We start from the raw sequence: 26,319 nt of genomic DNA on the forward strand, positions 1-26,319 counted from the left end.
GCATCCTCCATGACTCCACCCGAGTGTGGCACATCACGTCTCGTGATGGTGCACCTGCCACACGAGGCCGCGCATCCGTATACTGCGCGGCAGGGAAATACTGATTAATGTACACGCTCGCGTTGGTACCCCAGGTTTTCCGAGACAAGGCGCGTCGTGCAGCGGGTAGTGGTTCTACCCGCAAGCGGCGCAACGCCGAATCGGGGAACCTGGGGTGCCAACCCCAAGGGGCTCGGCCGCTTTTGCGCGCGAACGGCGTTGCGGCTCCCTTGTGCAGAATGACTGCACGGCAGTCACCGCGCCTTGTTCGCACGCAAAAGCGACTCGAGCGCGAACGTGTACATTAATCAGTGTTTCCCCAAGCCCGGATCGACCGCAGCCGAACCGATGAGCACCGCCGAGCCCCTCTCCGCCCACACCCCGATGATGCAACAGTACCTGGCCATCAAGGCCGAGTACCCGGATACGTTGCTGCTCTACCGCATGGGGGACTTCTACGAACTGTTCTACGACGACGCCGAGCGCGCCGCGGGGCTGCTCGACATCACCCTGACCCGGCGCGGCGAATCGGCCGGGGCGCCCATCCCGATGGCCGGGATCCCCGTGCACACGCTGGAGAGCTACCTGGCCCGCCTGCTGAAGATGGGCGAGAGCGTCGCCATCTGCGAGCAGACGGGTGCGGTGGGCGCCCAGAAGGGCCCGGTCAAGCGCGAGGTCGTGCGCATCGTGACTCCGGGCACGGTTACCGAGGAAGCCCTGCTGGATGCCCGCCAGGTGAATCGGCTGGTCGCGGTCTGCCCGGCCGCTTCCGCCGCCGTGAAGGGCCGCAAGACGGGCTACGGCATCGCCAGCCTGGAGTTCGCCAGCGGCCAGTTCCGCGTACTGGAGGTCGGCGACGAAACCGAGCTGGCCGCCGAACTGGCGCGGCTCGACCCGGTGGAACTGCTCGTACCCGATCTGACCGGCGCGATCCCGGGCACCGAGTCCTTCACTCCCCAGCGCCACGCCGACTGGCATTTCGACGCGGTCTCCGCCCATCGCCTGCTGATCACCCATTTCGGTACCCGCGACCTGTCCGGCTTTGGCTGCGAGGGGCTGGACCTCGGCATCGCCGCCGCCGGCGCCCTGCTCGCCTACGTGCAGAACCGCCATCGCGGCGATCTCGCACACATCACCAGCCTGGCGCACGAGCAGCGCAGCCAGATGCTGGTGCTGGACCCGGCCACCCGCCGCAATCTGGAACTCACGCGCACCCTGACGGGCGAGCGCCGCGGTTCTCTGCTCGCCCTGTTGGACACAACGCAGTCGGCGATGGGTGCCCGCCGCCTGATGCAGTGGCTGCACCAGCCGCTGCGCGAGCGCGCGATCATCCGCGAGCGCCAGACCGCGATCACCGCCCTGCTGGAACAGGAGGCCGTCACCCCGATCCGCGACGCCCTGGCCGGCTCCGCCGACAGCGAACGCATCCTCTCGCGCATCGTGCTGGGCAGCGCACGCCCGCGCGACCTGACGGCCCTGCTCGCCAGTCTGGAACGCCTGCCGGCCCTGCACGCGGCCCTGACACCGCTGGCCAATGTCGCCGAACGCCTGTCCGCCCTGCATGCCGCACTCGCGCCGGAGGATGACCTGACCGCCCGGCTCGGCGCCGCCCTGGTGGAGGAGCCACCGCTGCGGGTGACCGACGGCGGCATGATCCGCGCGGGTTACGACCCCGAGCTGGATCGCCTGCGCGCGCTGGAAAGCGACGGCGACACCTTCCTGCGGGAGATCGAGGCCCGCGAGCGCGAGGCCACCGGCATCCCCACGCTCAAGGTCGCCTACAACCGCGTGCACGGCTATTACATCGAGGTCTCGCGCAGCCGCTCGGCCGAGCTCCCCGGCCGCTTCATGCGCCGTCAGACACTGAAGAACACCGAGCGCTACACCACCGAGGAACTCAAGCGCTTCGAGGACGAGATCCTCTCCGCCCGCGAGCAGGCCATGCTCCGCGAGCGCGCGCTGTTCGACGACCTGATCGCCGACCTGCAGGCCCGCGCCCCGCGCCTGCGCACCCTCGCCGACGCCGTAGCCGAGCTGGACGTGCTCGCCTGCCTGGCCGAGCGCGCCGCCCGCCTCGACTGGCACTGCCCGGAGCTGGTCCAGGATCCCGGCATCCATATCGAGCAGGGCCGGCATCCGGTGGTCGAGGCCGGGCTCGATACCCCGTTCGTCGCCAATGACACCGAGCTGGACCCGGAGGCGCGCCGCCTGCTGGTGATCACCGGTCCCAACATGGGTGGCAAATCCACCTACATGCGTCAGACGGCATTGATCGTGCTGCTCGCGTGCATGGGAAGCTTCGTGCCGGCCGCGCGGGCGCAGATCGGGCCGGTGGACCGCATCTTCACCCGCATCGGCGCCTCCGACGACCTGACATCCGGGCGTTCGACCTTCATGGTGGAGATGACCGAGGCCGCGAACATCCTGCACAACGCGGGCCCCGAAAGCCTGGTGCTGATGGACGAGATCGGCCGCGGCACCAGCACCTTCGACGGGCTGGCACTCGCCCTGGCCTGCGCCGAGCGCCTGACGCGCCACAACCGCGCGCTGACCCTGTTCGCCACGCATTACTTCGAACTGACCGCGCTGGCCGAGCGCGAGCCGGCCGTGGCCAACGTGCACACGGACGCCATGGAGCACGAACACAGCATCGTGTTCCTGCACCAGGTCCGCGAGGGTCCGGCGAATCAGAGTTACGGGTTGCAGGTGGCGCAGCTGGCCGGCGTCCCGGCCGATGTACTCAAGCTCGCGCGGGAACACCTGCGCGAACTGGAGGACCGGGCCGCAGCGACGGACTCGCCGCAACTCGGCCTGTTCGCCTCCGCGCCGGACGCAACGACCACGGCCCCCGAGCCGGTTGCCGAGGAGCGGTCTTCGGAAGAACGGGCCCTGAAGGCCCTGTTCGACACCCTGGACCCGGACGAAATGAGCCCGCGCGAGGCCCTGGATGCCCTCTACCGCATGAAGGACGCCCTGCGCGATCGGCAATAGGCGTCCTGTTGGTCAGTCTTCCGAATCGGCCGGGACGATGATTTGCTCCTCAGCTTCCGCCTCGGCGGCATCCGGGTCATCGTCCTCCAGCACATCATGCGGAATCGCGGCGCTGTCCCAGCCACCGCCCAGGGCGCGGAACAGCGTCGCGGTGGCCGCCAGACGATCACGCGAGGCCTCGGTCAGCGTCAGGCGCGCATCCAGCAGGGCCCGCCGCGCATCCAGCACCTCCAGATAGCCCACGAACCCGCCCAGATAGCGGCGCTCCGCCAGGTCCAGCACCTCGACCCGGGCCCCGACTTCGCGCTGGCGCACCTCCACCCGCTCATGCGCCGCGTTCAGCACGCTCCAGGTATTGGCGACCTCTTCCAGGGCCTCCTGAATCGCCGCGCGGTATTCCAGTTCGGCGATATCGCGCTCGGCCTCCACGCCTTCGATCGTGGCGCGCCGCCGCCCGAAATCGAGGATCGGCACCGTGGACTCCGCCAGGAACTCCCAGAAGAACGAATCACTGGAGGAAAACTGGCTGACCCGGCTGACCTCCTGCCCGAACAGCGCGGCCAGGTTCAGGCTCGGCAGCCATTCCGCGCGGGCCACGCCGATATCGGCATTGGCCGCAATCAGGCTGGCCTCCGCCGCCCGGATATCCGGCCGGCGGATCATCAGGTCCGACGGTACTGAATGCGGGAGTCCGGAGATCGTATCCGGCAGGTCTTCCAGACCCTCGTCGCCGAGCCCCTCCAGGCCCTCGACCACCGCCTCGGTATCCCCGACCAGGACTGCCAGCGCCCGGCGCTGCTGTGCGGCATCGGCGCGCAGATCGGGCAGGCCCGCGCGGCTGGTCTCCAGCTCGGCCTGGGCCTGGCGCACGGTGAGATCGGTAGTGGCACCACTCTGGCGGCGCGAGCGCTCCAGTTCCAGCGCCTCGATCTGGGAAAGGATCGTCGCCTCGGTGGTCTCGATCTGCTCCCGCGTGGCGCGGTAGTCGAAATAGGTGCTGACCACATCGCTCACAACCGCCAGGCGGGTGGCATCACGGGTAAACGCCGTGTTCAGCAGTTGCGCCCGCGCTCCCTCCTCTGCGCGCGACAGCCGCCCCCATAGATCGACCTCGTAGCTCAGCAGCGTCCCGATCGCAATCTCGGTTTCCGGGTCATCGTCCCCCGCTGGATACTCGCGTTCGAACTCGGCGAACCCGTCCAACTGAGGAAACTGCTCGGCACGACTCAGGCCCAGCACCGCCCGCGCCTGCACCACCCGCGCCGCGGCGATTTCCGCCTCGATATTGTTCTCCAGCGCCTCGCGCACCAGGCGATCCAGCAGCGGGTCCTCGAACATCTCCCACCAGAACTCGGCGTCGGCGTAGTCGGTGTCCATCTGGTCACCGATCTCCTCCGGCCACTCGTCCGGGAGCGTGACCTCCGGGCGCTCGTAGTCCGGCCCGACCGCACACCCGGCCAGCAGCGCGGCCGCAGAAACCCCCAACAGCGTCCTACGCATGCGTTCCGGCCTCCTTCGGGTCGTCCGTGTCGCGCGGGCGCTTGCTCAGGCGCTCCATGCCACTGGAAATGACAAAATAGAACAGGGGCACGAACAGCAGCGCGAGGAAGGTCGCGCTCAGCATGCCGCCAATGATGCCGATGCCGATCGCGTGCTGACTGTTCGCACCCGCGCCGGTTGCCAGTACCAGCGGAACCACGCCCAGGATGAACGACATCGCCGTCATCATGATCGGCCGGAAACGCAGGCGGGCCGCCTCCACCGAGGCATCGAACAGGCTCAGGCCCTCGTTGCGCTTGTTCTGCGCGAATTCGACGATCAGGATCGCGTTCTTGGCCGCCAGCGAGACCAGCACCAGCAGACCGATCTGGAAGTAGATCCCGTTCTCCTGCCCGGTCAGCCAGACCGCGACCAGGGCCCCGAAGATTGCGAACGGAACGGCCATCAGCACGGCCAATGGCAGCGTCCATCGCTCGTACTGGGCGGCCAGGATCAACACCACGAAGACCACCCCCAGAACGAAAGCGAGCACCGAGGTCCCCGCCGCCTGCTGCTCCAGGTACTCGGCACCGGTCCAGCTCAGCAGGTAGTCGTCCGACAGGGTCTCGTCGACCACTTCCTCCAGTGCCTGTATTGCATCCCCCGAGCTGTAGCCGGGTGCGGGCTCGCCCATGATCCGCGCGGCGGGGAACACGTTGAAGCGCTCCACCTCGTCCGGTCCCTGTACCCGCTCGACCGACACCAGGCTGGACAGCGGCACCAGGTCGCCACCATCCGAGCGCACGAAGATGCGATCGAGATCATCCGGGCTCCGGCGGTAATCGGCCTCGGCCTGCATCTGCACCTGCATCACCCGGCCGAACAGCGAGAAGTCGTTGATGTAGACCGCACCGAAGGTGCTCTGCATCGCGTCGAACACGTCCGCGATCGGCACCCCGGCGGCAAAGGCCCGTTCGCGATCCACATCGGCGTCGTAACGCGGCACCTCGATATTGAGCGAGGTGCGCACATCCGCCAGCTCCGGGCGCTCCGCGGCCGCCGCAATAATCTCCTCGGCGCGCTCGCGCATGGTTTCCGAGTCATCCCCCACCCGGCTTTGCAGATAGGCCTCGAACCCGCCCGTGGTGGAGATGCCGGTGATCGGCGGCGGATTGAACGCACGGATCGTCGCCTCCGGCTGGCGTTCGCCATCGGCGACCAGACGGTCGATCACCGCGTCGCTGCTCTGATCGTCGCCGCGACGCTCGGACCAGTCATTGAGCGTCACATAGGCCGCGCCGGCATAGGTCTTCATGCCGTCGGACAGCAGGTCCATGCCGGAGAAGGCCACGACGTCCGCGGTGTCGTCGTACTCCAGCGCCTCCTCGCCCAGGCGATCCATGACATCACGGGTACGCTGCAGCGAGGCCGCGGCGGGCAGTTCGGCGGCGGCGAACACATACCCCTGATCCTCCTGCGGCACCAGGCCACCGGGCACGATCCGGAACAGCACCACGATCGCCACCAGCAGCAGCGCGAACAGGCCCATGCCCACGAAATTGCGCCGCAGCAGGAAGCGCACCCCTACCATGTAGGCGGCGGTGAAGCGGTCGAACGTGCTGTTGAACCAGCGAAACGGGAAGGCCGGACGGCGGGGCTTGTCGGACAACAGGCGCGCGCACATCGCCGGGCTCAAGGTCAGCGCGACGATCCCCGAGATCCCCACCGATACGGCGATGGTGATCGCGAACTGCTGGTACATCTGCCCGCTGAATCCGCCGATAAAGGCAACCGGCACGAACACCGCGATGGTGACCAGCGTCATCGCGATGATCGGTGTGGCCACCTCGTCCACGGTCTGATAGGCCGCATCGACGGCCTTCATCCCCTGCTCGCGCATCAGCCGCTCGGTGTTCTCGAGCACAATGATCGCGTTGTCCACCACGATCCCGATCGCCAGCACCAGCCCGAACAGCGTCAGCATGTTCGCGGAAAAGCCGAGCACGTACATCCCGGCCAGCGTCCCGATCAGCGAGACCGGCACCGCGATGATCGGCACGGCCGTAGCCCGGAACGTCTGCAGGAACAGATACACCACTGCGACCACCAGGATCAGCGCCTGCACCAGGGTCAGCAGTACGCGCTGCACCGACTGGTCGATGAAGATCGTGGTATCGAACGGGATCGAGTATTCCAGCGAATCCGGGAAACGCGGCTCCAGTTCCTCCAGGATCTCGCGCACCCCGCGCGCCGTCTCCAGCGCGTTGGCGCCGGGCTCCAGGTAGACCCCCACCGGCACGGTGGACTGGCCGTTGTGCTTGGCATCGAAGTTGTAGAAGTGCGCGCCCAGCTCCACCCGCGCCACGTCACCCAGCCGCAGGGCGGAACCGTCCGGCGCACTGCGCAGGATCACCTGCTCGAATTCCTCCTCCTCGGAGAACCGCTCGGGGGTCGTCACCGCATAGGTGAAGTCGATCGCGTTCTCCATCGGCTCGGCGCCGAACTGGCCGGCCGCGTACTGCTCGTTCTGCTCCTGGATCGCGGAGCGGATGTCACTGGCGGTCAGGTCGTACTCCGCCATCTGGTCCGGCTGCAGCCAGATCCGCATCGAATAAATCTGTGCGCCAAAGAAGGTCTGGTCGCCCACCCCCGGCGCGCGGCGCAGCTCCGCATAGACGTTGCGCCAGACGTAGTCACTGATAAAGCGGTTGTCGAGGCTGCCGTCCGACGAGGTGAACGTGATCATCTGCAGCATCGACGGGGCGCGTTTCTCCACCGCGATCCCGGCACCGGTCACCGTCTCCGGCAGGCGCCCCATCGCGCCTTCGACCTCGTTGCTGACGTTGATCGCGGCGATGTCGGGGTCGGTCCCGACCTCGAAGGTAACGATCAGCTCCATGTCGCCGTCGTCGGTGGACTTCGAGCGCATGTACGCCATGTTGTCCACGCCATCGACCGTTGCCTCGATCGGGGCGGCCACCGTCTCCGCCACCGCCTCGGCGCTCGCGCCCGGATAACTGGCGGTCACGATCACCTTCGGCGGCAGGATGTCCGGATACTGGTCGACCGGGAGCAGAAGGGCCGAAGACAGGCCCGCCAGCACGAACAGGATCGAGATGACCGAGGCCAGTACCGGCCGGCCGATGAAAAAGCGCAGCATTAGTCGGACGCCTCGTCGCCGTCGGGATCATCCAGACCCGGCTCGGCGCCATTGCCCACCCCGTCCAGGATGTCCTCGACCGCATCGGCCTCGGTCTCCGGATCCATCACCTCGTCCAGCAGATCCGGTGCCACCTCCGGCAGCACACCCGGCGACACGGGCTCTTCCGTCTCGCGCGGGGCGTCCCGGGGTTCGATCCGTTCCCCCTCCTCGACGCCGGCCACGCCCCCGACCACAATCCGGTCGCCATCGCTCAGCCCGGCGGTAACCAGAAAGTCCTCGTCCAGGTCCATACCAATCTGGATCGGCCGCACATGCGGGATGTCATCGTCGTCGACCACGTATACCGCGGCCCCGTCGGAGCCCTCGATCACCGCGGCATGCGGCACGCGCATCCCATGTCCCGCCATCAGGCCGCTCAGGGTCACGCGCACGAACTGTCCGGGCAGCAACTGGACCTCGCGGTTGGGGAACAGCGCGCGCACCTCGACCATGCCCGTGGCCTCATCCACCGCGGTCTCCGTCACGTCGATCTGGCCCTGGTGCGGATACAGCGAACCATCCGGCAGGGTCAGCACTACAGTCAGGCCAACACCGGAACGGATCTGCGGCCCATAGGCCGTCAGATGGCCCTCGGGGATCGCGAAATCGGTACGGATGGGGTCGAGCTGGGTCACGGTGGTCAGCAGGTCGCCGGCCTGCAAGAGGCTGCCTTCCGGGCGTTCCTCCAGCCCCGCGACCCCTTCCAGCGGCGCAGTCACGGAGGTGTAATCCAGATCCAGCCGGGCCTCCGCCAGCGCCGCCTCGGCCTCCGCGACCGCGGCCTCGCCCAGTTCCAGTTGCGAGCGGGCCTCGTCGCGCTCACGACCACTGGCGGCGTTGTCCTCGTACAGGTCCAGCACCCGCTCCCACTCGCGCTCGGCCTGGCGCTGCTCGGCCTCGGCGCGTTCCAGGCTGGCCTGCGCGCTGCGCACCTGCACGGCATAGGGCGAGGGGTCGATGCGGAACAGTTCGGTACCGCGCTCCACCATCTCGCCCTCGTCGTAGCGCCGGCTCTCCAGCACGCCCGAGACCCGCGCGCGCACCTCCACCTCGCGCGGGCTGCGGGTGCGCGCCGTGTAGGTGCGGGAGATCGAGACGAGCTCGCTCACCATCTCCCGCACCGGCACCTCGACCGCCTCGGGCGCGGCATCGTCTTCGTCGTCGGATTCCGCCGCGCAACCGGGCAGGACCAAAAGGGCCAGCAAAAGGGCCAGTAGAGGAATGCTCAGGGCCGAAAGGGGGGGCGGCCAGTCGCAGGTGGTGCATGAATGCTTCTCCCGCTGATCCGGGCGCGCCCGGAGTCCACCCCCGTCAGGGGCGCAAAACTGTGATTGCCATCACGCCAAAAAGTCGCGGTCGTCGAAAGTACGGACCGGATTCCGATGAAAAACCGGCCTGAATGGCGCTAAGACGGCTCGTGGAGCCACCCTAGCGTGCCCCGGCGCCGAAGGTAAACAACCCTTGTTATTGCGCATGCACCTGATCTGGGGGCGCTACAGCCACGTGCGCAAGCCGCCACTGCGCCGGGTCGGTTGCCGGCTCGCCTGCTGCAGAACCCCCGCCTGTGGCTCGAACAGGCTCAGCCAGCCGCTCGCGCGCGTGATCGCGGTGTAGGCCAGCTCGCGCGTCAGCAGCGGGCTCTCCGGCGGGGGCAGCAGGAAGGCGACATGCTCGAACTCCGAGCCCTGGGACTTGTGCACCGTCAGCGCGAATGCCGTCTCCACGGACTCCAGGCGCTGCGGGATCATCCACCGCACATGCCCGTCGGCCGCGACGAAGGCGACCCGCAGGGCCGTTTCCGTCGCATCGTCCGCGCCCGGTTCGGCATCGCCCCGGGCCAGCCAGGCGGGCACGCGCAGGGTCACGCCGATGTCGCCGTTGATCAGCCCCAGCGCGTAATCGTTGCGTGTGACGATCACCGGGCGGCCCTCGTACCAGACACCCTCTGCCTGCAATACCCCGCGCGCCGTCAGTGCTCCGGCAACGCGCCGGTTCATCCGGTCCACGCCCCAGGGCCCCTCGCGCACGGCGCACAGCAACTGGAAACGCCCGTGCTCGCGCAGCGTGCCGCGCGCCCATTCCTCCCACGTGCCGCGCGCATCGCGGGATGCCGGGCGTCCGGCCGTCAAATGCTCCAGATAGCGGACCACCCCGAACGGTGCGGCGTCGGCATGCCCGGCCCCGTCCAGCACCCGCCGCAGCAGGGCCGGATCGTCCGGGCCCTGCAGCACCGCCGCGTAGACATCCTCGCCCGGGTGGCCCGTCACCTCGGCCGTGCCGTCGTTCACCGCCGCGGCCAGACGACCGATCCCGCTGTCCGCGCCGAAGCGGCGGCTGCGGCGCAGCATCGCCACATGCTGATCCAGCGCGCGCCCGTCCTCGTCCACATAGCCGGCCGGCAGTTCCAGCCCGGCCACCTCGCGCAGCCAGGCGGCCGTCTGCGGCGTGTAATGCCCGCCGTCGGCCCGTGCGCACAGCTCGCCCAGTACCGCCCCGGCCTCCACCGAGGCGAGCTGGTCGCGATCCCCCAGCAGCACCAGCCGCGCATGGGCCGGCACCGCGACCATCAGGCTGGCCATCAGCTCCAGATCCACCATTGAGGCCTCGTCCACCACCAGCACGTCCACCGGCAGCGGATTGCGCGCATCGTGGCGGAAGCGTCGGGTATCCGGTCGCGCGCCCAGCAGGCGATGGAGCGTGACCACCTCGCGCGGGATCGCGGCACGCAGACGCACGCCGCCGGGGAAGCGTTCCAGCCCCAGCGCGTCCACCGCCCCCGCGACCGAGGCGTTCAGCCGGGCGGCGGCCTTGCCGGTCGGCGCCGCCAGGCGGATACGCAGCGGCTCGCCCTCCCCCTGCAGCCCCTGCAGCAGCGCAAGCAGTTGCAGCACCGTGTAGGTCTTGCCGGTGCCCGGCCCGCCGGTAATCACGCTGAACCCGGATCCGGCCGCCAGTATGCAGGCCAGGCGCTGCCAGTCCGGTTCGCCATCGGCCTCGTCGGCCGGACCGAACAGCCGATCCAGCCAGGTGCGCAGCACATCCGCATCCAGCCCTTCGCGCCAGGCCGGCTGCTCGCGCAGGCGTCCGGCCACCGCCTCCCCGATCCGGCGCTCGGCCTCGCGGTAGCGACGCAGATACAACCGATCCTGCGCCCGCACCAGCGGCGTCCCGGCGTCCGCGTCGACACCGCAGATCCGATGCCCTTCCAGCGCAGTGTCGAGTGCCGCACGGTCCAGGCCGCGCAGCACATCCGAGGGCCTAGGAAGCCCCCGCTCCGCGCCTTCCGGCGGCAGCGACAGCATCCGGTCCGGGGCCTCCAGCAGACCGTCGAGGTCCAGGCAGACATGCCCGCGCCCGGCCTGGTGGCTGGTCAGCGCCGCCAGCAACAGCGTCAACGGCGGTGCGGCGGGCACCTGCTCGCGCAGAAAACGCACCAGCACGCGGTCGACGCCGCGCACCCAGCCCGCATGCTCCCACTCCCCGAGCAGATCCAGCAGCGCCCCGGTGTCCTGCAATGCGCGCTCGGCCGTCATGCCCGCGCCTCCCGCGGCCGGTCCGGCCCCTCGGCGAACCAGCCGTCCAGCTGCTCGATCAGTGCCCGTGGCGGGCAGTCATGGAACACGCCCCTTCCGGGCGCATCGATTCCGCGCAGGAACAGGTACACCCCGCCCCCCATGTGACGGTCGTAGTCGTACCCCGGCATCCGCGCCTGCAGCTGGCGATGCAGGGCCAGGGTGTAGATCACCAGCTGCAGGTCATAGCGGTGTTCCAGCACCGCGTCGCGCAGGCGCTCGGGCCCGTAGGCGTCGGGGCCGGGCCCCAGCCAGTTGGACTTGTAGTCCGCGACGTAATAGCGGCCCTCGTGCTCGAAGACGAGATCGACAAAACCCTTGAGCATGCCGTTCAACAGCCGGTCGCCCGCCGGTGGCCGCGCCTGTCCGGGCAGTAGCTGCTCGCACACGGCGGCATCCAGCCGCCGGCTTTGCAGCCAGCGCGTCTCGAACAGGAACTCGAGCTCCGGCTGATACACGCCCAGCTCGTCCAGACGGAACGAGCCGCCGGAGGCCAGCGCGTACTCGGCCGTGATCAGCCGGCGCATCCAGTCCTGCACGACGGGCGCCCAGTCACCCCAGTCGCGTTGCTCGCAGCGCCTTCGCACCTCGTCGTCCAGCCGGGCGCGGTCAGTGACCACGGCCTCCCAGCCCTGCTCCGCCGCCCATTCCAGCAGGCCGTGCAGGAAGGTCCCCGGCGCGGGCCCGCGCGGAAAGTCGTGCAACCCGCCGGCCACCGGCACCTCGGGCCGCGACACCCCGTGGGACGGATCCGCCCCGGCACCGGGAGTCTCCGCACGTTCGCGCAGCAAGTCCTCCAGCGCGGAATCCGGGGCCACCGGGTCGGCAACCAGCGGGGCCGGCGCATGGGCCTCGTCCGGGTGTGCGATGGCGCTGTAGCTGGCCACCCACCAGGGCTCGCGTACCGGGCGTGTCGGGGTGCGGGCCCGCCCGAGGGCCGCCGTCTGCTGCGCCAGCCGCACGCTCGTGCCCATGATCTCGGGCAGGGGTTCGATCGCAATCGCGGACTCGTCACCACGGGCCTCCTGCAGCCGGTCCTCCAGCTCGCCGTTCGGCATCGGCTCCGGGCCGTTCAGCAGGTAGCCGACCGCGCTGCGGTGCAGCTCGTTCTCTTTACCCCGCCCCGACACAATCGGCGCCAGCCCCATCCAGCAGGCGTGGCGCGCGCGGGTCATGCCCACATACAGCAGGCGCAGGTCCTCCGCCAGGCGCTCGCGATCGGCGCGCTCCTGGGCACGGCTGTCCATACGAAAGATCCAGCGCGGCCTGCCACCCGGCGGGCGGTCGATCCGCGGCACGTCCTTCTTCGGGTCGACCGCGCGAAACGCGCAGACAAACGGCAGGAACACCAGCGGGTACTCCAGCCCCTTGGACTTGTGCAGCGTGACCACCTTGACCAGGTCCTCGTCGCTCTCCAGGCGCAGTACCTGCTCGTCCGCCGCCGCCCGCTCGCCCTCGCGGTGCTCGATCAGGTGCCGGATCAGGGCCTGTTCGCCATCCAGCTCGGCGGCCGCGCGCTGCAGCAGTTCGCTCAGGTGCAGCAGGTTGGTCAGCGCGCGCTCGCCATCGGCACTGGCCAACAGCCGGCGCGGGACATCGAAGTCGTGCAACAGACGGCGCAGCATCGGCAGCACACCGCGCGTCTGCCACAGGCGGCGGTACTCGCGGAACTGCTCGACGCGGTGCTCCCAGCGCAGCTCGTCGGTGGTCAGCCGGTGCAGATCGGCCAGCGACTGCCCCAGCGTCGGGGTCGCCAGCGCCGCGCGCAGCAGGCGCTCGCTGGTCGGCTCGGCACAGGCCCGCAGCCAGCGCAGCAGGTCCCCGGCCTCCGGGGTGGCAAAGACCGACTCCCCCTCCGACAGGTACACGCTGCGCACCCCCCGCGCGCGCAGCGCCTCCTGCATCAACCGCGCCTCCACCCGGCCGCGCACCAGCACGGCGATATCCCGCGGGCGAACCGGCCGCCACCCCTCACCATCGCGAAACCCGCAGGTCCCGTCCGCCCCGCCATTGAGCAGGCGCACCATCTGCTCGGCCGCCGCAGCGGCCATCTGTTCGCGATAGACGCCCGTGCCGACCGACGTGCCCGGGTCCGTGCACCACAGGGTCAGCGCCGGCACCTCGGCTCCGTCGTGTTCCAGACGCTCACCGCGATCCTGGGCGTCCACCCGGTGAAACGGCAGCTCGCCGGCATCGCCCTGGCCGAACAGGAAGGCCCCCTCCGGCCAGCCGTCGGCGTGGGCGAACAGGCGGTTCACCGCGCCAACCAGGCGCGCGGTCGAGCGGAAGTTGCGCGGCAGGGTGTAGTGCCGTCCGGCGGTCGCACGCCGTGCCTTCAGATAGCTGTGGATGTCCGCGCCGCGAAAGCCGTAGATCGCCTGCTTCGGATCGCCGATCAGGAGCAGGCCCTGCTCGGCCGGGTTGTCCTCGATGCGATAGACGCGTTCCAGGATGCGGTACTGCACCGGGTCGGTGTCCTGGAACTCGTCCACCAGGGCGACCGGGAACTGACGCCGCAGCGTCTCGGCCAGCGCCTCGCCACCAGGGCCGTCCAGGGCATCGCGCAGACGCAGCAGCAGGTCGTTGAAACCCATCTGCACCCGCACGCGCTGGGCCTGGCGGAACTGGCGATCGATCTCCACGGACGCCGCCTGCAGCAGGCGTTCGCTGTCGTCCGCGCAGACCTCGGGCGCGGCATTCAGCGCGACGAAGGCCGGGTGCAGGTCATCCGGCAGCGATTGCCCCTTCTTCAGCCGCTCGCCCACGCCCTGCTCGCACATGCGCTCCAGCACCGGGGTACCGCCAACCTTCTCCGGCAGCAGCGCGGCCGGGTCCTCGGCCCAGGCGTGCATCGCCGCGATCAGGTCATCCGGCTTCTGGTATTGCTGGCGATTCAGCGCGCTGGCATGCAGGGCGCGGAACTGGCGTTCCACCTCGGCGGCATCCTCGCGCCAGACCGCCTTCAGCTCGGCCAGGCGCGCCAGGCGCGTGGCCAGCTCGGCGTACAATCCGTCCGGCGTCCGGTACGGCTCCAGCCCCACCGTGTCCGACAGATGCCCGAGCAGGGGCCGCACCTTGGCCAGGAGATCGTCGGGCCCCTCGCCAAAGGCCTGGCGCAGCAGACGCAGGTGATCCGCCGGCTGCGGATAGACAAAGCGGCGCCAGTAGTCACGCGCCGCCTCGGCCACCAGCTCCCCCTGGTCCGCCTCCAGGCGCTGGTTGAACAGGCTGCCGCTGTCGAAGGCATGCTCGCGCAGCATGCGATAGCACCACCCGTGGATGGTCGAGACCGCCGCCTCGTCCATCCACTCGGCGGCCAGCTCCAGCCGTCGCGCGGCCCCGGCGCGGGCGGCCGGCTCCGGGTAGGCGTCCAGCAGCGCCGGCCACAACGCCTCGTGGGCCGGGGCCGGTTCGCCGCGCAGGATGCGCGCCCCGCGCGCCAGCACGGCGCGGATGCGTTCGCGCAGCTCGCGGGTGGCGGCCTCGGTAAAGGTCATCACCAGGATCTGCGGCGGGGTCAGCTCGCCGGTACCCTCCGGCAGCTCGCCGTGGCCCAGCACCAGCCGCAGATACAGCGCGGCGATGGTGTAGGTCTTGCCGGTGCCGGCACTGGCCTCGATCAGGCGGCTGCCGTGCAGCGGCAGTTCCATCAGCGCCAGCGGCTGCGCGCCCGCACTCATTCCATCGCCTCCCCGGCGGCCAGCGCCTCGAACAGCGGCCGGTACAGCCGGTCGCGCCAGTGCCCGAACGCCGGGTCCTGCAGCAGCGCCTCCGGGTCCGGCCAGGCACGCGCCAGCGCCGGGCTCCGGGCCCATTCACCGGGGCTGAAGTCGTCCCCGACCAGCATCTTGCGCGCCCGCGCCAGCGGATCGGGATCGTCCTTCGCCTCGGCCTGCAGCCAGGCGAAGGCCGTGGCGCAGGCCACCGGCAACGGGCGTTCCAGGCCGGCCGCCCAGCCCTCGACCAGGGCCCCGAGGTGCTCGCGGGCCTGCTCCGGCCCCAGACCCGGCAGGTGCAGCGCGGTATCCAGCCCGATCACCTCGGTGGCGACCGGTCCGCCTTCGCCCGCGCCCTGGTTTGCCAGCAGGTGTTCGAGCCAGGGCTTGGCCAGCTTGTCCACCCGCCAGTCCTTTTTCTGTTTCAGTTTGCTCACGGTGTAGTCCAGATAGACGGCTTGCCCGGCCGCGCCACGCAGGGCGGGGCCGGCCCCCTCCAGCGTCCAGCCCCCCTGCCCCAGACGCACCGCGGGCACCGGCGGCAGCCGCTCCGGCCAGGCCGCCAGACGCAGGCCGATACGCTCCAGCAGACGCCCGGACTCGGCGATCATCGCGTCGCGTTCCAGCTCGCCGGCGGCACCCAGCGGCAACGCACCGGTGCGCTGCAGCCGCGCGGCCTCGGCCTCCAGCACCGGGCCCCAGGCCTCGGGGTCCTCGCCGTGGTCCAGCGCGGCCGCGACCAGGGCCTCGCGCACCTGCCACTGCTCCAGCCCGGCCAGTGCAAAGGGCTCCAGATCTTCGCTCGGGGCCTCTTCGCGATCGAACACCACGCCCAGCCGATGGCGGAAGAACGCCTCCGCCGGGTCGCGCAGGAAACGCATCAGCGCATCCGGGCCCAGCACGCGTTCGTCGTCGGCTGCGTCCGGCGGTGGCAGTTCGATTGCGCCCGGCGCCGGGGTCTCGTCGCCGTGGTGAACCGCCTCCCACTCGCGCGCGTAGGTGAAGTACCGGGCCTGCGCCGGGTCGGGCGGGAAATTGGCCGGCGAGAACGGCTGCAGGGTGTGCTCGGTGGTCAGATGGTCCAGCAGCGGGTCGTCCCTGCTCGGAGCACCGGCCTCCTCGGCGCCCTGGAGCCGCCAGCCGGCGGCCAGGTGATCGCGCAGCTGCGCGACCAGCACCGAGGGCGGCTGCGACTCGTTGTCGCGCGCGCTGTGGCCCACCCAGCTCACATGCAGCTGCCGCCGCGCGGACAGCAATGCCTCCAGAAACAGGTAGCGGTCGTCCTCGCGCCGCGAGCGGTCGCCCGGGCGGTAGTCGCGGCGCATCAGGTCGAAGTCCACCGGCGTCGGGCTGCGCGGATAGTCGCCGTCGTTCATGCCCAGCAGGCAGACGATGCGAAACGGGATCGCGCGCATCGGCATCAGCGTGCCGAAGTTCACCGAGCCGGCCAGGAAGCGCTGCCCCAGCCCGCTGTCCTCCTGGCTGGCCAGCCACTGCTCGCGCACGACGCCCAGCGGCAGGGGGTCGTCCAGTTCCGCCTCTGCGCAGTCGGCCTGCCACTGGTCCAGCGCCTCGCGCAGGCGCCCCAGCGTGAACAGTTCGGCATCGGTCTCGCCGGCAAAGAAGGTATCCAGCAGTTCGCGCAGCCGGGTATTCCATTCGCCAGGGGTATGGGCATGGCGCAGCCAGTCCCACGTCTGCGTCAGTGCGGTGATCAGGTCATCCATCGGCCCCAGCAGGGCGGCCTCGATTCCACCGATCTCGTCGAACGGCTCCAGCCCCTGCCAGGCCCCCGCGCCCCCGGATGCATAGCCCAACAGCATCCGGCGCAGGCCGAAGCGCCAGGTGTTCTGCTCCAGCCCCTCCGGCAGGCCAAGCCCCGCGCGCTGCTCGGCATCCAGGCCCCAGCGCACCCCCGCCCCCTCGGCCCAGCGGTGCAGGGTGGTCAGGTCTTCTTCGGCGATCCCGAATCGCCGGCGCAGCGCCGGCACATCCAGCAGGTCCAGCACCTCGGCCACGCCCATCCGGCTCTCCGGCAGCGACAGCAGGCGCTCCAGCGCGATCAGCACCGGGTCGCGCCCGCGCGGCCCCTGGTCGGACAGGGTGTAGGGGATGTAGCGCGGGTCGTCCGGCGGGAGCTGGCCGAACACGGCCTCGATGTGCGGGGCGTAGGCGTCGATGTCCGGGACCATCACGATCACGTCGCGCGGGCGCAGGTCCGGGTCGGCGTCGAAGTGCGCGAGCAGCCGGTCGTGCAGGATCTCCACCTCGCGCAACGGGCCATGGGCGACATGAAACTGGATGGAGTCGTCGTCCGGCGCCACGGCCGGCCAGCTCTCGCGGGTCTCGCCCAGCGGGCGCAGTTCGCGGATGTCGTCCTGCAGCTGGTGCAGCAGGCAGTCGCCGCCGTGCGGCTCGAAGTAGTCGACCCGCTTCCAGGCGAGGGTACGCAGCACCGCGTCGTAGGCAGTGGGGTCGTCGTGTTCGTCCAGCAGGCCGATGTAGTCGCGGCCCTGCTTGCCCCAGGCGGCCAGCAGCGGGTGCGCATGCTGGTGCAGCTCGGCGTCGTCCAGCACGCTGGGCATCCCGGCCTTGCGCGCCTGGCGCTGGCGCGTCGCGCGCAGCAGGTCCTTGTCGGCGACGATGTCGGCCCAGTAGTGCTCGCAGGGGTTGTGCACGCAGACGAGGATCTGGCACACGCCCGCCAGCCCCTCCAGCGCCTCGAGGATCTGCCCGGGCATCGAGGAGATGCCGAACACGATCAGCCGCCGTGGCAGGCCCGGCGGGCGCTCGCTCAGGCCCTGCACGGCCTCGCGGTAGCGGGCGTGGACCGTGGCCCGGCTGGTGTCGGCCGGGCCCTCGCCGATGTCCTCGCGCAGCAGGCGCCACAGCGCGGCCTGCCAGCGATCGCCCTCCGCCAGCGGGGTCTCGCGGCCACGCGCGTCGCGCAGGACATCGCGCCCGGTGGCCCAGGAGGTCAGCCAGTCGGCACGATAGACCTGGTACTGGTCGAACAGGTCGGCCAGACGTTCGGCGAGCTGGTGGCGCTTGCGCAGGTCGCCGCCGTCGCGCGGGTCATCGTCGGCAAGAAAGCGCGCCAGCGGGGCGAACTCCGGACGCGCGAGGCACTCCGGCAGCAGGCGCATCAGACGCCAGATCAGCGGGCGCTTGGCATACGGCGATTCCAGCGGCACGGCCTCCGGCCCGAGCACCGCCCGGTAGGCCGACCAGACAAAGCGCGACGGCAGCTGCATGTCCAGCGCGGCGGCGATGCCACAGCCGGGCGGATCGGCATCCGGATGCGCGGCCAGGGCATAGCGCAGCCACTGCGCCATGCCGTTGCTCTGCACCAGCAGAGTCTCGTTCTCCAGCGGGCCGAGCGGCGCGCGCTGCATCCACTCGACCACCAGGGCACGCAGCGACTCCAGATGGTTGCCGTGCAGCACCACCATCCCTGGCTGCAGATCGCCGGACTGCGTCACCCTTGCTCCTTGTGCCCTGTGTGTGCCCCGTGTGATGGGCCTACCCTACCAATGTGCACGCCCCTGCGCCCGCCCCCATTGGCATCCGTGTGAAAGCCGGTATCTTGTGCGGTTTTTGAACGCCGTCACAGAATCAAAGGGGACTGCATGCTCGCACTGCAAGCCGGGCTGGGACTGCTCGCTTTCGTGGCCATCGCGTGGCTGCTGAGCGAACACAAGACACGCTTCCCCTGGCGTGAGGTGCTGGCCGGACTGGCGCTCCAGTTCGGGATCGCCGTGCTGCTGTTGAGCGTCCCCGGCGCGCAGCATGCGTTCCTGTGGCTGAACGAGGTCGTGATCGCCCTGACCGACGCCACCCAGGCCGGCACCTCGTTCGTGTTCGGCTATATCGGCGGGGACGACCCGCCGTTCGCGGTCGACGAGCCGGAAAACACCTTCATCCTCGCGTTCCAGGCGCTGCCGCTGGTGCTGGTGCTCTCGGCCCTGTCGGCGCTGCTGTTCTACTGGCGCGTGCTGCCGGTGCTGATCCGCGGGGCCTCGCTGGTGCTGCAGCGGGCGTTCGGTATTGGCGGCGCCCTGGGCGTGGGCACGGCGTCGAACGTGTTCCTCTCCATGGTCGAGTCGCCGCTGGTGATCCGCCCGTACCTGCGCCAGATGACGCGCAGCGAGCTGTTCGCGCTGATGAGCGTGGGCATGGCGACGCTGGCCGGCACGATGCTGGTGCTGTACTCGACCATCATCGGCACGGTGCTGGACGACGCGCTGGGCCACCTGATCGTCGCCTCGCTGATCAGCCTGCCGGCCGCGCTGCTGATCGCCACCGTGATGATCCCGCCGACCGCGCCCTCCACCGCCGGCGAGCTGCTCCCCGAGACCGAGGGCGCCACCAGCTCCATGGACGCGATCACCCGCGGCACCCTGCGCGGGCTGGAACTGCTGCTGCAGATCATCGCGCTGCTGATCGTGGTGATCGCCCTGGTCGCGCTGGTCAACGTGATGCTGGGTGCGCTGCCGGAGGTCGCCGGGGCCGCGCTGAGCCTGGAGCGCATCCTGGGCTGGGTCTTCGCCCCGCTGGCCTGGCTGATGGGCATCCCCTGGGCCGAGGCCACCACCGCCGGCTCGCTGCTGGGGGTCAAGACCATCCTCAACGAGATGGTCGCCTTCCTGCAGATGGCCGAGCTGGGTGACGACGCGCTGTCCGCGCGCAGCGAACTGATCCTGATCTATGCGCTCAGCGGCTTCGCCAACCTGGGCAGCCTCGGCATCCTGATCGGCGGCCTCGGCGCACTGGTGCCGGAACGGCGCAGCGAGATCGTGAGCCTGGGCATCCGCGCCATCGTCGCCGGCACGCTCGCCACGCTGATGACCGGCGCCGTGGTCGGCATCGTGCATATCGCCTGACGCGCGGCGGGGTCTGCCAAACCGTTGGCAGCCGGGAGCCGTTCCGGTGTAGGCTTCTGCCTGGCGATATGCAAACTGAAATATAACGAACCGCATATCCCCAGCTTCACCGTCACTGCGAGGAGCACCACGACGAAGCACAAAAGCAGCGAAGCTGCGTTGAACGGCCGAAGGCCGGCCCGAAGGGCGAGCGCAGCGAGTAATCGCGGACGAAACCACCCGAGCCAACCACAACCCGCACCCACAGGGAACTATCCCCACCCATGCACCTGCGCGCCCTCCTCCTGACCCTCGTCCTGCTGCTGCCCGGCCTGGCGCACGCCTCCGGGCCGCTGACCATCGCCGCCGCCTCGGACCTGCGCTTTGCCCTGGACGAGATCGTGGAGGCCTACCGCGAGGAGTATCCGGACGACCGCGTACGCGTGACCTACGGCTCCTCCGGGCGCATGACCACGCAGATCCTCAACGGCGCGCCCTACGACCTCTTCTTCTCCGCCGACATCGCCTACCCGAAGCGGCTCTACGCGGAGGGGGCCGCCGTCACCGAGCCGTCCGTCTACGCGATCGGCCGCATCGTGCTGTGGAGCAACCGCCTGGATGCCTCCGAGCTGACGCTGGAGGACCTGACGCGCGACGACATCCGCCGCGTGGCCATCGCCTCGCCCACGCACGCCCCCTACGGCGTGCGCGCGATGGAGGCGCTGAAGGCCGCCGGCGTCTGGGAGGAGCTGCAGCCCAGGATCGTCAACGGCGACAACATCGCCCAGACCGCGCGCATGGTGCAGGCCGGCGGCGCCGACATCGGCATCATCGCGCTGTCACTCGCGGCGTTTCCCGATCTCGCCGAACACCCGCACTACCTGATCGACGACGCGCTGCACGAACCCCTGACCCAGGGCTTCGTGATCACCCGCCGCGGCGCGGACAAGGACGCGGCGCACCGCTTCGCCGGGTTCATGGGCCGCGACACCGCCCGCGAGATCATGCGCCGCTACGGCTTCGAGATGCCTGGAGATTCGTAACCGAATATGTTCGAGCTGAGCCCCACGGACTGGATGGCGATCGAGGTCACCCTCAAGCTCGCGCTCTACACCACGCTGATCCTGCTGGTGATCGCCACGCCGATCGCCTGGTGGCTGGCCAACGGGCGCGGCTCCCCCGGCGTGCGCACCGCGGTGCAGGCCCTCGTCGCCCTGCCGCTGGTGCTGCCGCCCACCGTCCTCGGCTTCTACCTGCTGGTGCTGCTCGGCCCGGCCGGGCCGGTCGGCAGCACGCTGGAGAGCTGGGGCCTGAACCACCTGGCCTTTACCTTTCAGGGCATCCTGGTCGGCTCGGTCATCTACTCCCTGCCGTTCGCCGTGCAGCCGCTGCAGCAGGCCTTCGCCAACCTCGGCCGTCGCCCGGTGGAGATCGCCGGCTCGCTGGGCGCCGGGCGCATCGACCGCTTCGTGACCGTGATCCTGCCGATGACGCGCGGCGGCTTCATCGTCGCCGCCACGCTCGCCTTCGCCCACACCCTCGGCGAGTTCGGCGTGATCCTGATGCTGGGCGGCGCCATCCCCGGCGAGACCCAGGTGCTGTCCATCCTGATCTACGACCACGCCGAGGCGATGGACTTCGACTCCGCCCATCGCCTGTCCTTCGGACTGCTGATCTTCGCCTTCGCCGTGCTGTTCATCGTCTACGCGATCAACCGCCGCTTCGACACGGTGCGCCTGTGACCCGGCCCACAACCGACACTCTGCGCATAAAGGCCCGGCTGGAACGCCCCGGCTTCACGCTGGACGTGGACACCGCCTTCCCGCTGGAGGGCGTCACCGCCCTGTTCGGCCGCTCCGGCTGCGGCAAGACTACCCTCCTGCGCATCATCGCCGGCCTGGAACACCCGCCCGGCGCCGAGGTGCACTTCGGCGACACCACCTGGCAATCCGGCAAGACCTTCGTCCCGCTGCACCGCCGCCGCGTCGGCCTCGTGTTCCAGGAATCCACCCTGCTCCCGCACCTCTCCGTGCGCGGCAACCTGCTCTACGGCTACAAGCGCACGCCGGAGCCCCTGCGTCGCCTGCACCTGGACGAGGTCGCCCGCCTGCTCGGCATCGACGACCTGCTGGAGCGCCGCGCCGACCAGCTCTCCGGCGGCCAGCGCCAGCGCGTCGCCCTCGGCCGCGCCCTGCTCATCAGTCCCGACCTGCTGCTGCTCGACGAGCCCCTGAACGCCCTGGACACCCAGACCAAGCGCGAGATCATGCCCTTCCTCGCCCGCCTGTCCGACAGGACCGGCATCCCCACCCTCCTGGTCACCCACGCCCCGGAAGAAGTCGAACGCCTCGCCCACCGCGTCGCCTTCATGCACGACGGCCAGCTCGAACGCCTGGAACCCCTGCGCGACGCCCTCGCCCGCGCCGACTCCCCCCTGTTCCGCGACGAAGGCGCCGTCTCCGTCCTGCAAGGCGAACTCGGCCCGGCGGACGCCCACGGCCTGCATCCCTTCGGCCCACCCGAGGCCCGCTACCGCGTACCGTCCACCCCCGGCGCCACCAACGGCGCCGGCCGCCCGGCCCGCCTGCGCATCGACGCCCGCGACGTCTCCATCGCCCTAACCCCGCCCCAGGACGTTTCCATCCTCAACATCATCCCCGTCACCATCGAGTCGCTGGACGAGGCGCCTGGGCACCACGGGCCCGCGCGCGTACTCGCGGTGTGTCGGCAGGATGATGGGCAGACTTTGATGGCGGAGTTGACGAAGCTCTCCACCGAGCGGCTTGGCCTTCGGCAAGGCGCCCGCGCGCATGCGCTCGTCAAATCGGTCGCCTTCCTCGACTGAGTTCCCTCGCCTGCGCCGCGAATGGCCCCCCACCATCGAACGATTCGCAAAACCCGCATAGTCCATGACAGAATCCGTATGACCGCCGTCACGAAGCCGACCTTTCCGCTGTGCACTAACCTCGAACCCCAATCCCAGCGAATCAAAGGCTTAAGACCACATCCAGATTACCCCTTACTGACCATGATAAATAACCCGGTCCACGAACATCGGGAAGCCACCCGTTCCTTAGCTGCGAACCTCAAAGGTTCCGACGTCTACCATTGGCTCATTGACAACGGGTATTTCCCAGAAAGCTACGTTCTCCCCCCATGCTATCAAGTCGCGCAGCGGCCAAATACACGGAAGAAATTTATTCCGGTTACAGGGCGCGGAAAGAACTACAACGTCCCTACGCACCAACTTGTGGGTGTGCACTTCCCAAAGTCCGAGTTTACCGATCGTGACTTTGGTGTCATACACCCACACTTACACAACGATATCGCATACCACATTTCTCGGAACTGGAAATCCGTTGTCAAGGCTCTCATTCCTAGTTGTCAGGTCTCGCCTGGTCATATACACGTTTTCGAAATAAATCGGGGCGTTCATGCTGCCAGGCCTTGAGGGTTTCCACCGGCGTCCGATGCCCCAGCGCCTTCTGGCCAATGTGATGGTTGTACAGCCGCTGGTAGTGCCGCAGGGCTTCGTCCAGGTGCTGACCGGAGTCGAAGTGGCGGGTGCGCAGCAGATCGGCGATGCGCCCGTTGAAGCGTTCGACCATGCCGTTGGTCTGGGGCCGCTTGGGCCGGATCAGGCGATGCTCGATCCCGTGCTCGGCACACAGCCGGTCGAAGGGGTGCTGCCCCGTCGGCGCGCGCTCCCCGGTCGCGGCAAAGCGGTCCGTGAACTCCTTGCCGTTGTCGGTGACGAGGTGGGTGATATGGAACGGCGCTTTCTCGAGGAGCTTCTTCAGAAAGCCGCGCGCGGCTTCGGCGCTCTTGGTGCGCCGCACCTCCAGATAGACCCAGCGGCTGGCCCGGTCGATGGCCACGAACAGGTAGCCACGAGACGTCTGGTCTGCCATCTGCGGCAGGTACTTCACGTCCACATGCACAAAGCCCGGCACGTAGTCCTTGAACGGCTTGTGCGCCGGCTCCTCGGGTTCCCCGTCGCGTTCCCGCTGCAGGGCCCGCAGGTCGCCCACGCCGTGCCGGCGCAGGCAGCGCGCGAGCGCCGCCCGGCTGAGATCCGGGTTCAGGAACTCACGCGCCACGATCAGCAGGTCATCCAGCGACAGCAGGGCCACTTCCCGGACCTGGACCACGATCGCCTCCTGCTCCGGCGTCAGGGTCGTGTGCAGCCGCTTGGGGCAATGCGACCGATCTTCCACCTCCCGGCGGTAGCGCCACTTGCGCACGGTCATGCGCGTAATGCCGTAGCGCCGGGCCAGCTCGGGATCGCTCACGCCGGGCGGTGCCTCCTGCAACTCCCGCCGGATCTGGGGTGTGGTGCGCGCGTTCGAATGGATCGTGCTCGCCATGCTATCCCTCCTGCGTGGGGCGGCCGCACACGATACTCAGCCACTCTCGTGCACGAAACAGGGGTGCCTTCTCGTGCGGTATAGAATCGTCCGTTACCCAACACCTAGTGACAGCATTGTCACATCCTATAGCTTCCCAGTTCCGATCGATTCGAAGCACCCCGGAAGACTAGGTCATCTCAGGAGTGGACGGATGATCTACGAGTTCGTTGGGATGGTTGACAAAGACATAGCCTCAATCGCCTATCGCTACAAACACTTGGTTAGAGCCGATATAAAGAATTTTTACCCCGGGATATATACGCACAGTATCGCTTGGGCCTTACATGGGAAAAACAACGTAAGAAAACGAGAGAACTTCCGCAACTACCAACTTTTAGGCAACCGCCTGGATCGATTATTCCAGCGGGCGAATGATGGATGCACAAATGGAGTTCCTATAGGCCCGGCAGTGTCAGATATTGTCGCCGAGATCATCGCCAGTGCAGTGGATCGAATCCTATCAAAAGGGGTCAAAGAAAGTTCTATCGACTGCGAGATAATTCGATTTAAGGATGATTATAGGATATTAGTTCAGTCCGAAGAAGATGGCAGGCGCGTGATAAAAGAACTACAGGCATCATTAAAAGAATTTAGCTTAGAGATAAACGAAGCGAAGACGGAAATAAAAACCCTGCCAGAAGGACTGTTCCGAGAGTGGGTATCTCGCTACCATCTTGTACACCCAAAAAAACGCGCGAAGTACTCTTGGAAGCAGTTTAGGGAGCTCTACTTGGCGGTTCTCCGCATAGATGAAGACTGCCCAGGGACAGGCGTTATTGACCGCTTCTTAGCAGACATTGTCTCTAAATATGGGGCGCTCAAGGTGACCGTCGGATCCTTCAATTTGCAAAGAATCATAAGCATGCTACTAATGCTTGCAAATAGGCGTGTAAAAGCCTTCCCCAAGGTGCTCGCAATCATTGAATCCGTTCTTCGGTCTCCATTCGGATCAGCCCATCAGACCGAGATCGTCGAGCATCTAGAAAGGTACTTACAATCACTTGTACTTGAGGAGGAGAGGAACAAGTACCTTATCTGCTGGATCAGTTACTTCATAGTCAGCAACGGACTTAAGAAAGACTTATCCATTTCGCCGAAGCTCTCCGACCCGATTACGCGCTCTGTTTATAATAACCGCTCGGTCCTCTTCAAGAACGCTACAGAGTTCAAGCTTTTTAAAGGCTGCGTTGCCGCCGGAAAGGAAGTCTCGATGCTCGAACATCTAGAGGTCTTTTACCCCCCCAAGACTGGCTAGTTGTGTAAACCCACCAGGTTGTTCATCACGGCGTCGGACCTCGATAAGGCATTGCGAGTGGAGGACACCCACTTTCTGCGGGCTTGCCTGAAAACGAACTCGGCGCCCGAAGGCGCCGATCGAAGTGGCTGGGAGAGTGCCGGGGCCTAGCCCCAGATGTCCTGAGTGATGCCGGCGAATGGAGAGAAAAAGAGAAACCGAAGAAGGGGACACCCATCTTTTTTCGGACCCCCTGACGGGGTCGGACCTCGATAAGCCGCTGAACGCAAAGGCCGGGTTTCGTCGTTCGGGCCTCTAAAGGGGCTTAGACGGGCCATTTTTGAGCGGAAAAGGGCCACCAAGATTTCGGGACGAAGGGGGCAACCATTTTCCTTTCCGGTTGCGACGACTGCCGTAGGCTACGAGGATTACCACTGATGACCATGCACAACCCTCCGCACCCGGGCGAGTTCATTCGCGAGGTCTATCTGGAACCGTTTGGACTCAGTGCCCGCCAGCTTGCCAGCAAGCTCGATGTCTCGCCTTCCACCCTGGGGCGCGTCCTGCAGGGACGCAGCGGGGTCAGCCCGGAGATGGCGCTGCGTCTGTCCAAAACGCTCGGCCGTTCGCCGGAAAGCTGGCTGGCCATGCAGGACCAGCACGATCTCTGGTGCGCACGGAAGAGCGTGAAGCTGGACACCGTGCAGCGGGTGCGGTTCGATGGACCTGGCGACGGCGGGCAACCTGCCGCTTAGCACCGCAGGAAGTACGCCAGGGAAGTGGCGCCCACCTTTCTCCTGACCTGCGCGCGAAGG

Annotated in this window: 13 protein-coding genes and 1 pseudogene; 7 read left to right on the forward strand and 7 right to left on the reverse strand. The window is 68.2% G+C overall.

The window, feature by feature from the left end:
* Positions 1–387: 387 nt before the first annotated feature.
* On the forward strand, positions 388–3,030 hold the full coding sequence (gene mutS / locus TK90_RS08155; protein ID WP_041444249.1) for a DNA mismatch repair protein MutS: 2,643 nt from the start codon (positions 388–390) through the stop codon (positions 3,028–3,030).
* Positions 3,031–3,042: 12 nt separating this feature from the next.
* Here the strand turns inward: mutS and TK90_RS08160 are convergent, their stop codons facing one another.
* The 6 genes and pseudogenes from TK90_RS08160 to recC all read right to left on the reverse strand — a co-directional run bounded on the left by TK90_RS08160 (position 3,043) and on the right by recC (position 18,451).
* Complete coding sequence (locus tag TK90_RS08160) at positions 3,043–4,515, reverse strand: efflux transporter outer membrane subunit (protein ID WP_371190825.1); 1,473 nt, start codon at positions 4,513–4,515, stop codon at positions 3,043–3,045.
* A gap of 7 nt (positions 4,516–4,522) precedes the next feature.
* Positions 4,523–7,669, reverse strand: coding sequence for an efflux RND transporter permease subunit (locus tag TK90_RS08165; RefSeq protein ID WP_012982999.1), 3,147 nt, complete (start codon positions 7,667–7,669; stop codon positions 4,523–4,525).
* Positions 7,669–8,977, reverse strand: a pseudogene (locus tag TK90_RS08170) (efflux RND transporter periplasmic adaptor subunit). Before TK90_RS08170 ends, TK90_RS08165 begins: the two are co-directional and overlap by 1 nt.
* Positions 8,978–9,204: 227 nt before the next feature.
* A complete protein-coding gene (gene recD / locus TK90_RS08175; RefSeq protein WP_012983001.1) occupies positions 9,205–11,244 on the reverse strand; it encodes an exodeoxyribonuclease V subunit alpha in 2,040 nt (679 codons plus the stop codon).
* Positions 11,241–14,963, reverse strand: coding sequence for an exodeoxyribonuclease V subunit beta (gene recB, locus TK90_RS08180; protein WP_012983002.1), 3,723 nt, complete (start codon positions 14,961–14,963; stop codon positions 11,241–11,243). The genes recD and recB overlap by 4 nt, the downstream gene beginning before the upstream one ends.
* On the reverse strand, positions 14,960–18,451 hold the full coding sequence (recC, locus tag TK90_RS08185) for an exodeoxyribonuclease V subunit gamma (protein ID WP_083767910.1): 3,492 nt from the start codon (positions 18,449–18,451) through the stop codon (positions 14,960–14,962). The genes recB and recC overlap by 4 nt, the downstream gene beginning before the upstream one ends.
* A 177-nt stretch (positions 18,452–18,628) precedes the next feature.
* Here recC and TK90_RS08190 point away from each other — a divergent pair, with 177 nt between their 5' ends.
* The 4 genes from TK90_RS08190 (at position 18,629) to modC (ending at position 22,706) form a co-directional block, all read left to right on the forward strand.
* Positions 18,629–19,882, forward strand: a complete 1,254-nt coding sequence (locus TK90_RS08190; protein WP_012983004.1) for a NupC/NupG family nucleoside CNT transporter — start codon at positions 18,629–18,631, stop codon at positions 19,880–19,882.
* A 263-nt stretch (positions 19,883–20,145) separates the two neighbouring features.
* Positions 20,146–20,904, forward strand: a complete 759-nt coding sequence (gene modA, locus TK90_RS08195; RefSeq protein WP_012983005.1) for a molybdate ABC transporter substrate-binding protein — start codon at positions 20,146–20,148, stop codon at positions 20,902–20,904.
* 6 nt (positions 20,905–20,910) lie between these two features.
* Positions 20,911–21,603, forward strand: a complete 693-nt coding sequence (gene modB / locus TK90_RS08200; protein ID WP_012983006.1) for a molybdate ABC transporter permease subunit — start codon at positions 20,911–20,913, stop codon at positions 21,601–21,603.
* Positions 21,600–22,706 carry a molybdenum ABC transporter ATP-binding protein gene (gene modC / locus TK90_RS08205; protein WP_012983007.1) on the forward strand — a complete coding sequence of 369 codons (1,107 nt, stop codon included), beginning with the start codon at positions 21,600–21,602 and terminating at the stop codon, positions 22,704–22,706. Before modB ends, modC begins: the two co-directional genes overlap by 4 nt.
* A gap of 532 nt (positions 22,707–23,238) precedes the next feature.
* On the opposite strand, the gene TK90_RS08210 is transcribed toward modC, so the two are convergent.
* On the reverse strand, positions 23,239–24,228 hold the full coding sequence (locus tag TK90_RS08210) for an IS481 family transposase (RefSeq protein WP_012983008.1): 990 nt from the start codon (positions 24,226–24,228) through the stop codon (positions 23,239–23,241).
* Between TK90_RS08210 and TK90_RS08215 the strand changes: the two genes are divergently transcribed.
* Together TK90_RS08215 and TK90_RS08220 are read left to right on the forward strand one after the other, a co-directional pair.
* Entirely contained in the window at positions 24,227–25,525 is a 1,299-nt protein-coding gene (locus TK90_RS08215) for an RNA-directed DNA polymerase (protein WP_083767911.1), read from the forward strand. The two genes, TK90_RS08210 and TK90_RS08215, sit on opposite strands and share 2 nt — an antisense overlap.
* A gap of 416 nt (positions 25,526–25,941) precedes the next feature.
* On the forward strand, positions 25,942–26,259 hold the full coding sequence (locus TK90_RS08220) for a HigA family addiction module antitoxin (protein WP_012983009.1): 318 nt from the start codon (positions 25,942–25,944) through the stop codon (positions 26,257–26,259).
* Positions 26,260–26,319: the final 60 nt, after the last annotated feature.

The sequence above is a fragment of the Thioalkalivibrio sp. K90mix genome (assembly GCF_000025545.1).
Lineage (GTDB): Bacteria > Pseudomonadota > Gammaproteobacteria > Ectothiorhodospirales > Ectothiorhodospiraceae > Thioalkalivibrio.

Bases quoted from the DNA above. Each gene is read 5' to 3' on its own strand.
- recC (WP_083767910.1), bottom strand. From the start codon at position 18,451: ATGGTGGTGCTGCACGGCAACCATCTGGAGTCGCTGCGTGCCCTGGTG.
- TK90_RS08220 (WP_012983009.1), top strand. From the start codon at position 25,942: ATGACCATGCACAACCCTCCGCACCCGGGCGAGTTCATTCGCGAGGTC.
- TK90_RS08210 (WP_012983008.1), bottom strand. From the start codon at position 24,228: ATGGCGAGCACGATCCATTCGAACGCGCGCACCACACCCCAGATCCGG.
- mutS (WP_041444249.1), top strand. From the start codon at position 388: ATGAGCACCGCCGAGCCCCTCTCCGCCCACACCCCGATGATGCAACAG.
- recD (WP_012983001.1), bottom strand. From the start codon at position 11,244: ATGACGGCCGAGCGCGCATTGCAGGACACCGGGGCGCTGCTGGATCTG.
- modB (WP_012983006.1), top strand. From the start codon at position 20,911: ATGTTCGAGCTGAGCCCCACGGACTGGATGGCGATCGAGGTCACCCTC.
- TK90_RS08165 (WP_012982999.1), bottom strand. From the start codon at position 7,669: ATGCTGCGCTTTTTCATCGGCCGGCCGGTACTGGCCTCGGTCATCTCG.
- recB (WP_012983002.1), bottom strand. From the start codon at position 14,963: ATGAGTGCGGGCGCGCAGCCGCTGGCGCTGATGGAACTGCCGCTGCAC.
- modA (WP_012983005.1), top strand. From the start codon at position 20,146: ATGCACCTGCGCGCCCTCCTCCTGACCCTCGTCCTGCTGCTGCCCGGC.
- TK90_RS08190 (WP_012983004.1), top strand. From the start codon at position 18,629: ATGCTCGCACTGCAAGCCGGGCTGGGACTGCTCGCTTTCGTGGCCATC.
- TK90_RS08215 (WP_083767911.1), top strand. From the start codon at position 24,227: ATGCTATCCCTCCTGCGTGGGGCGGCCGCACACGATACTCAGCCACTC.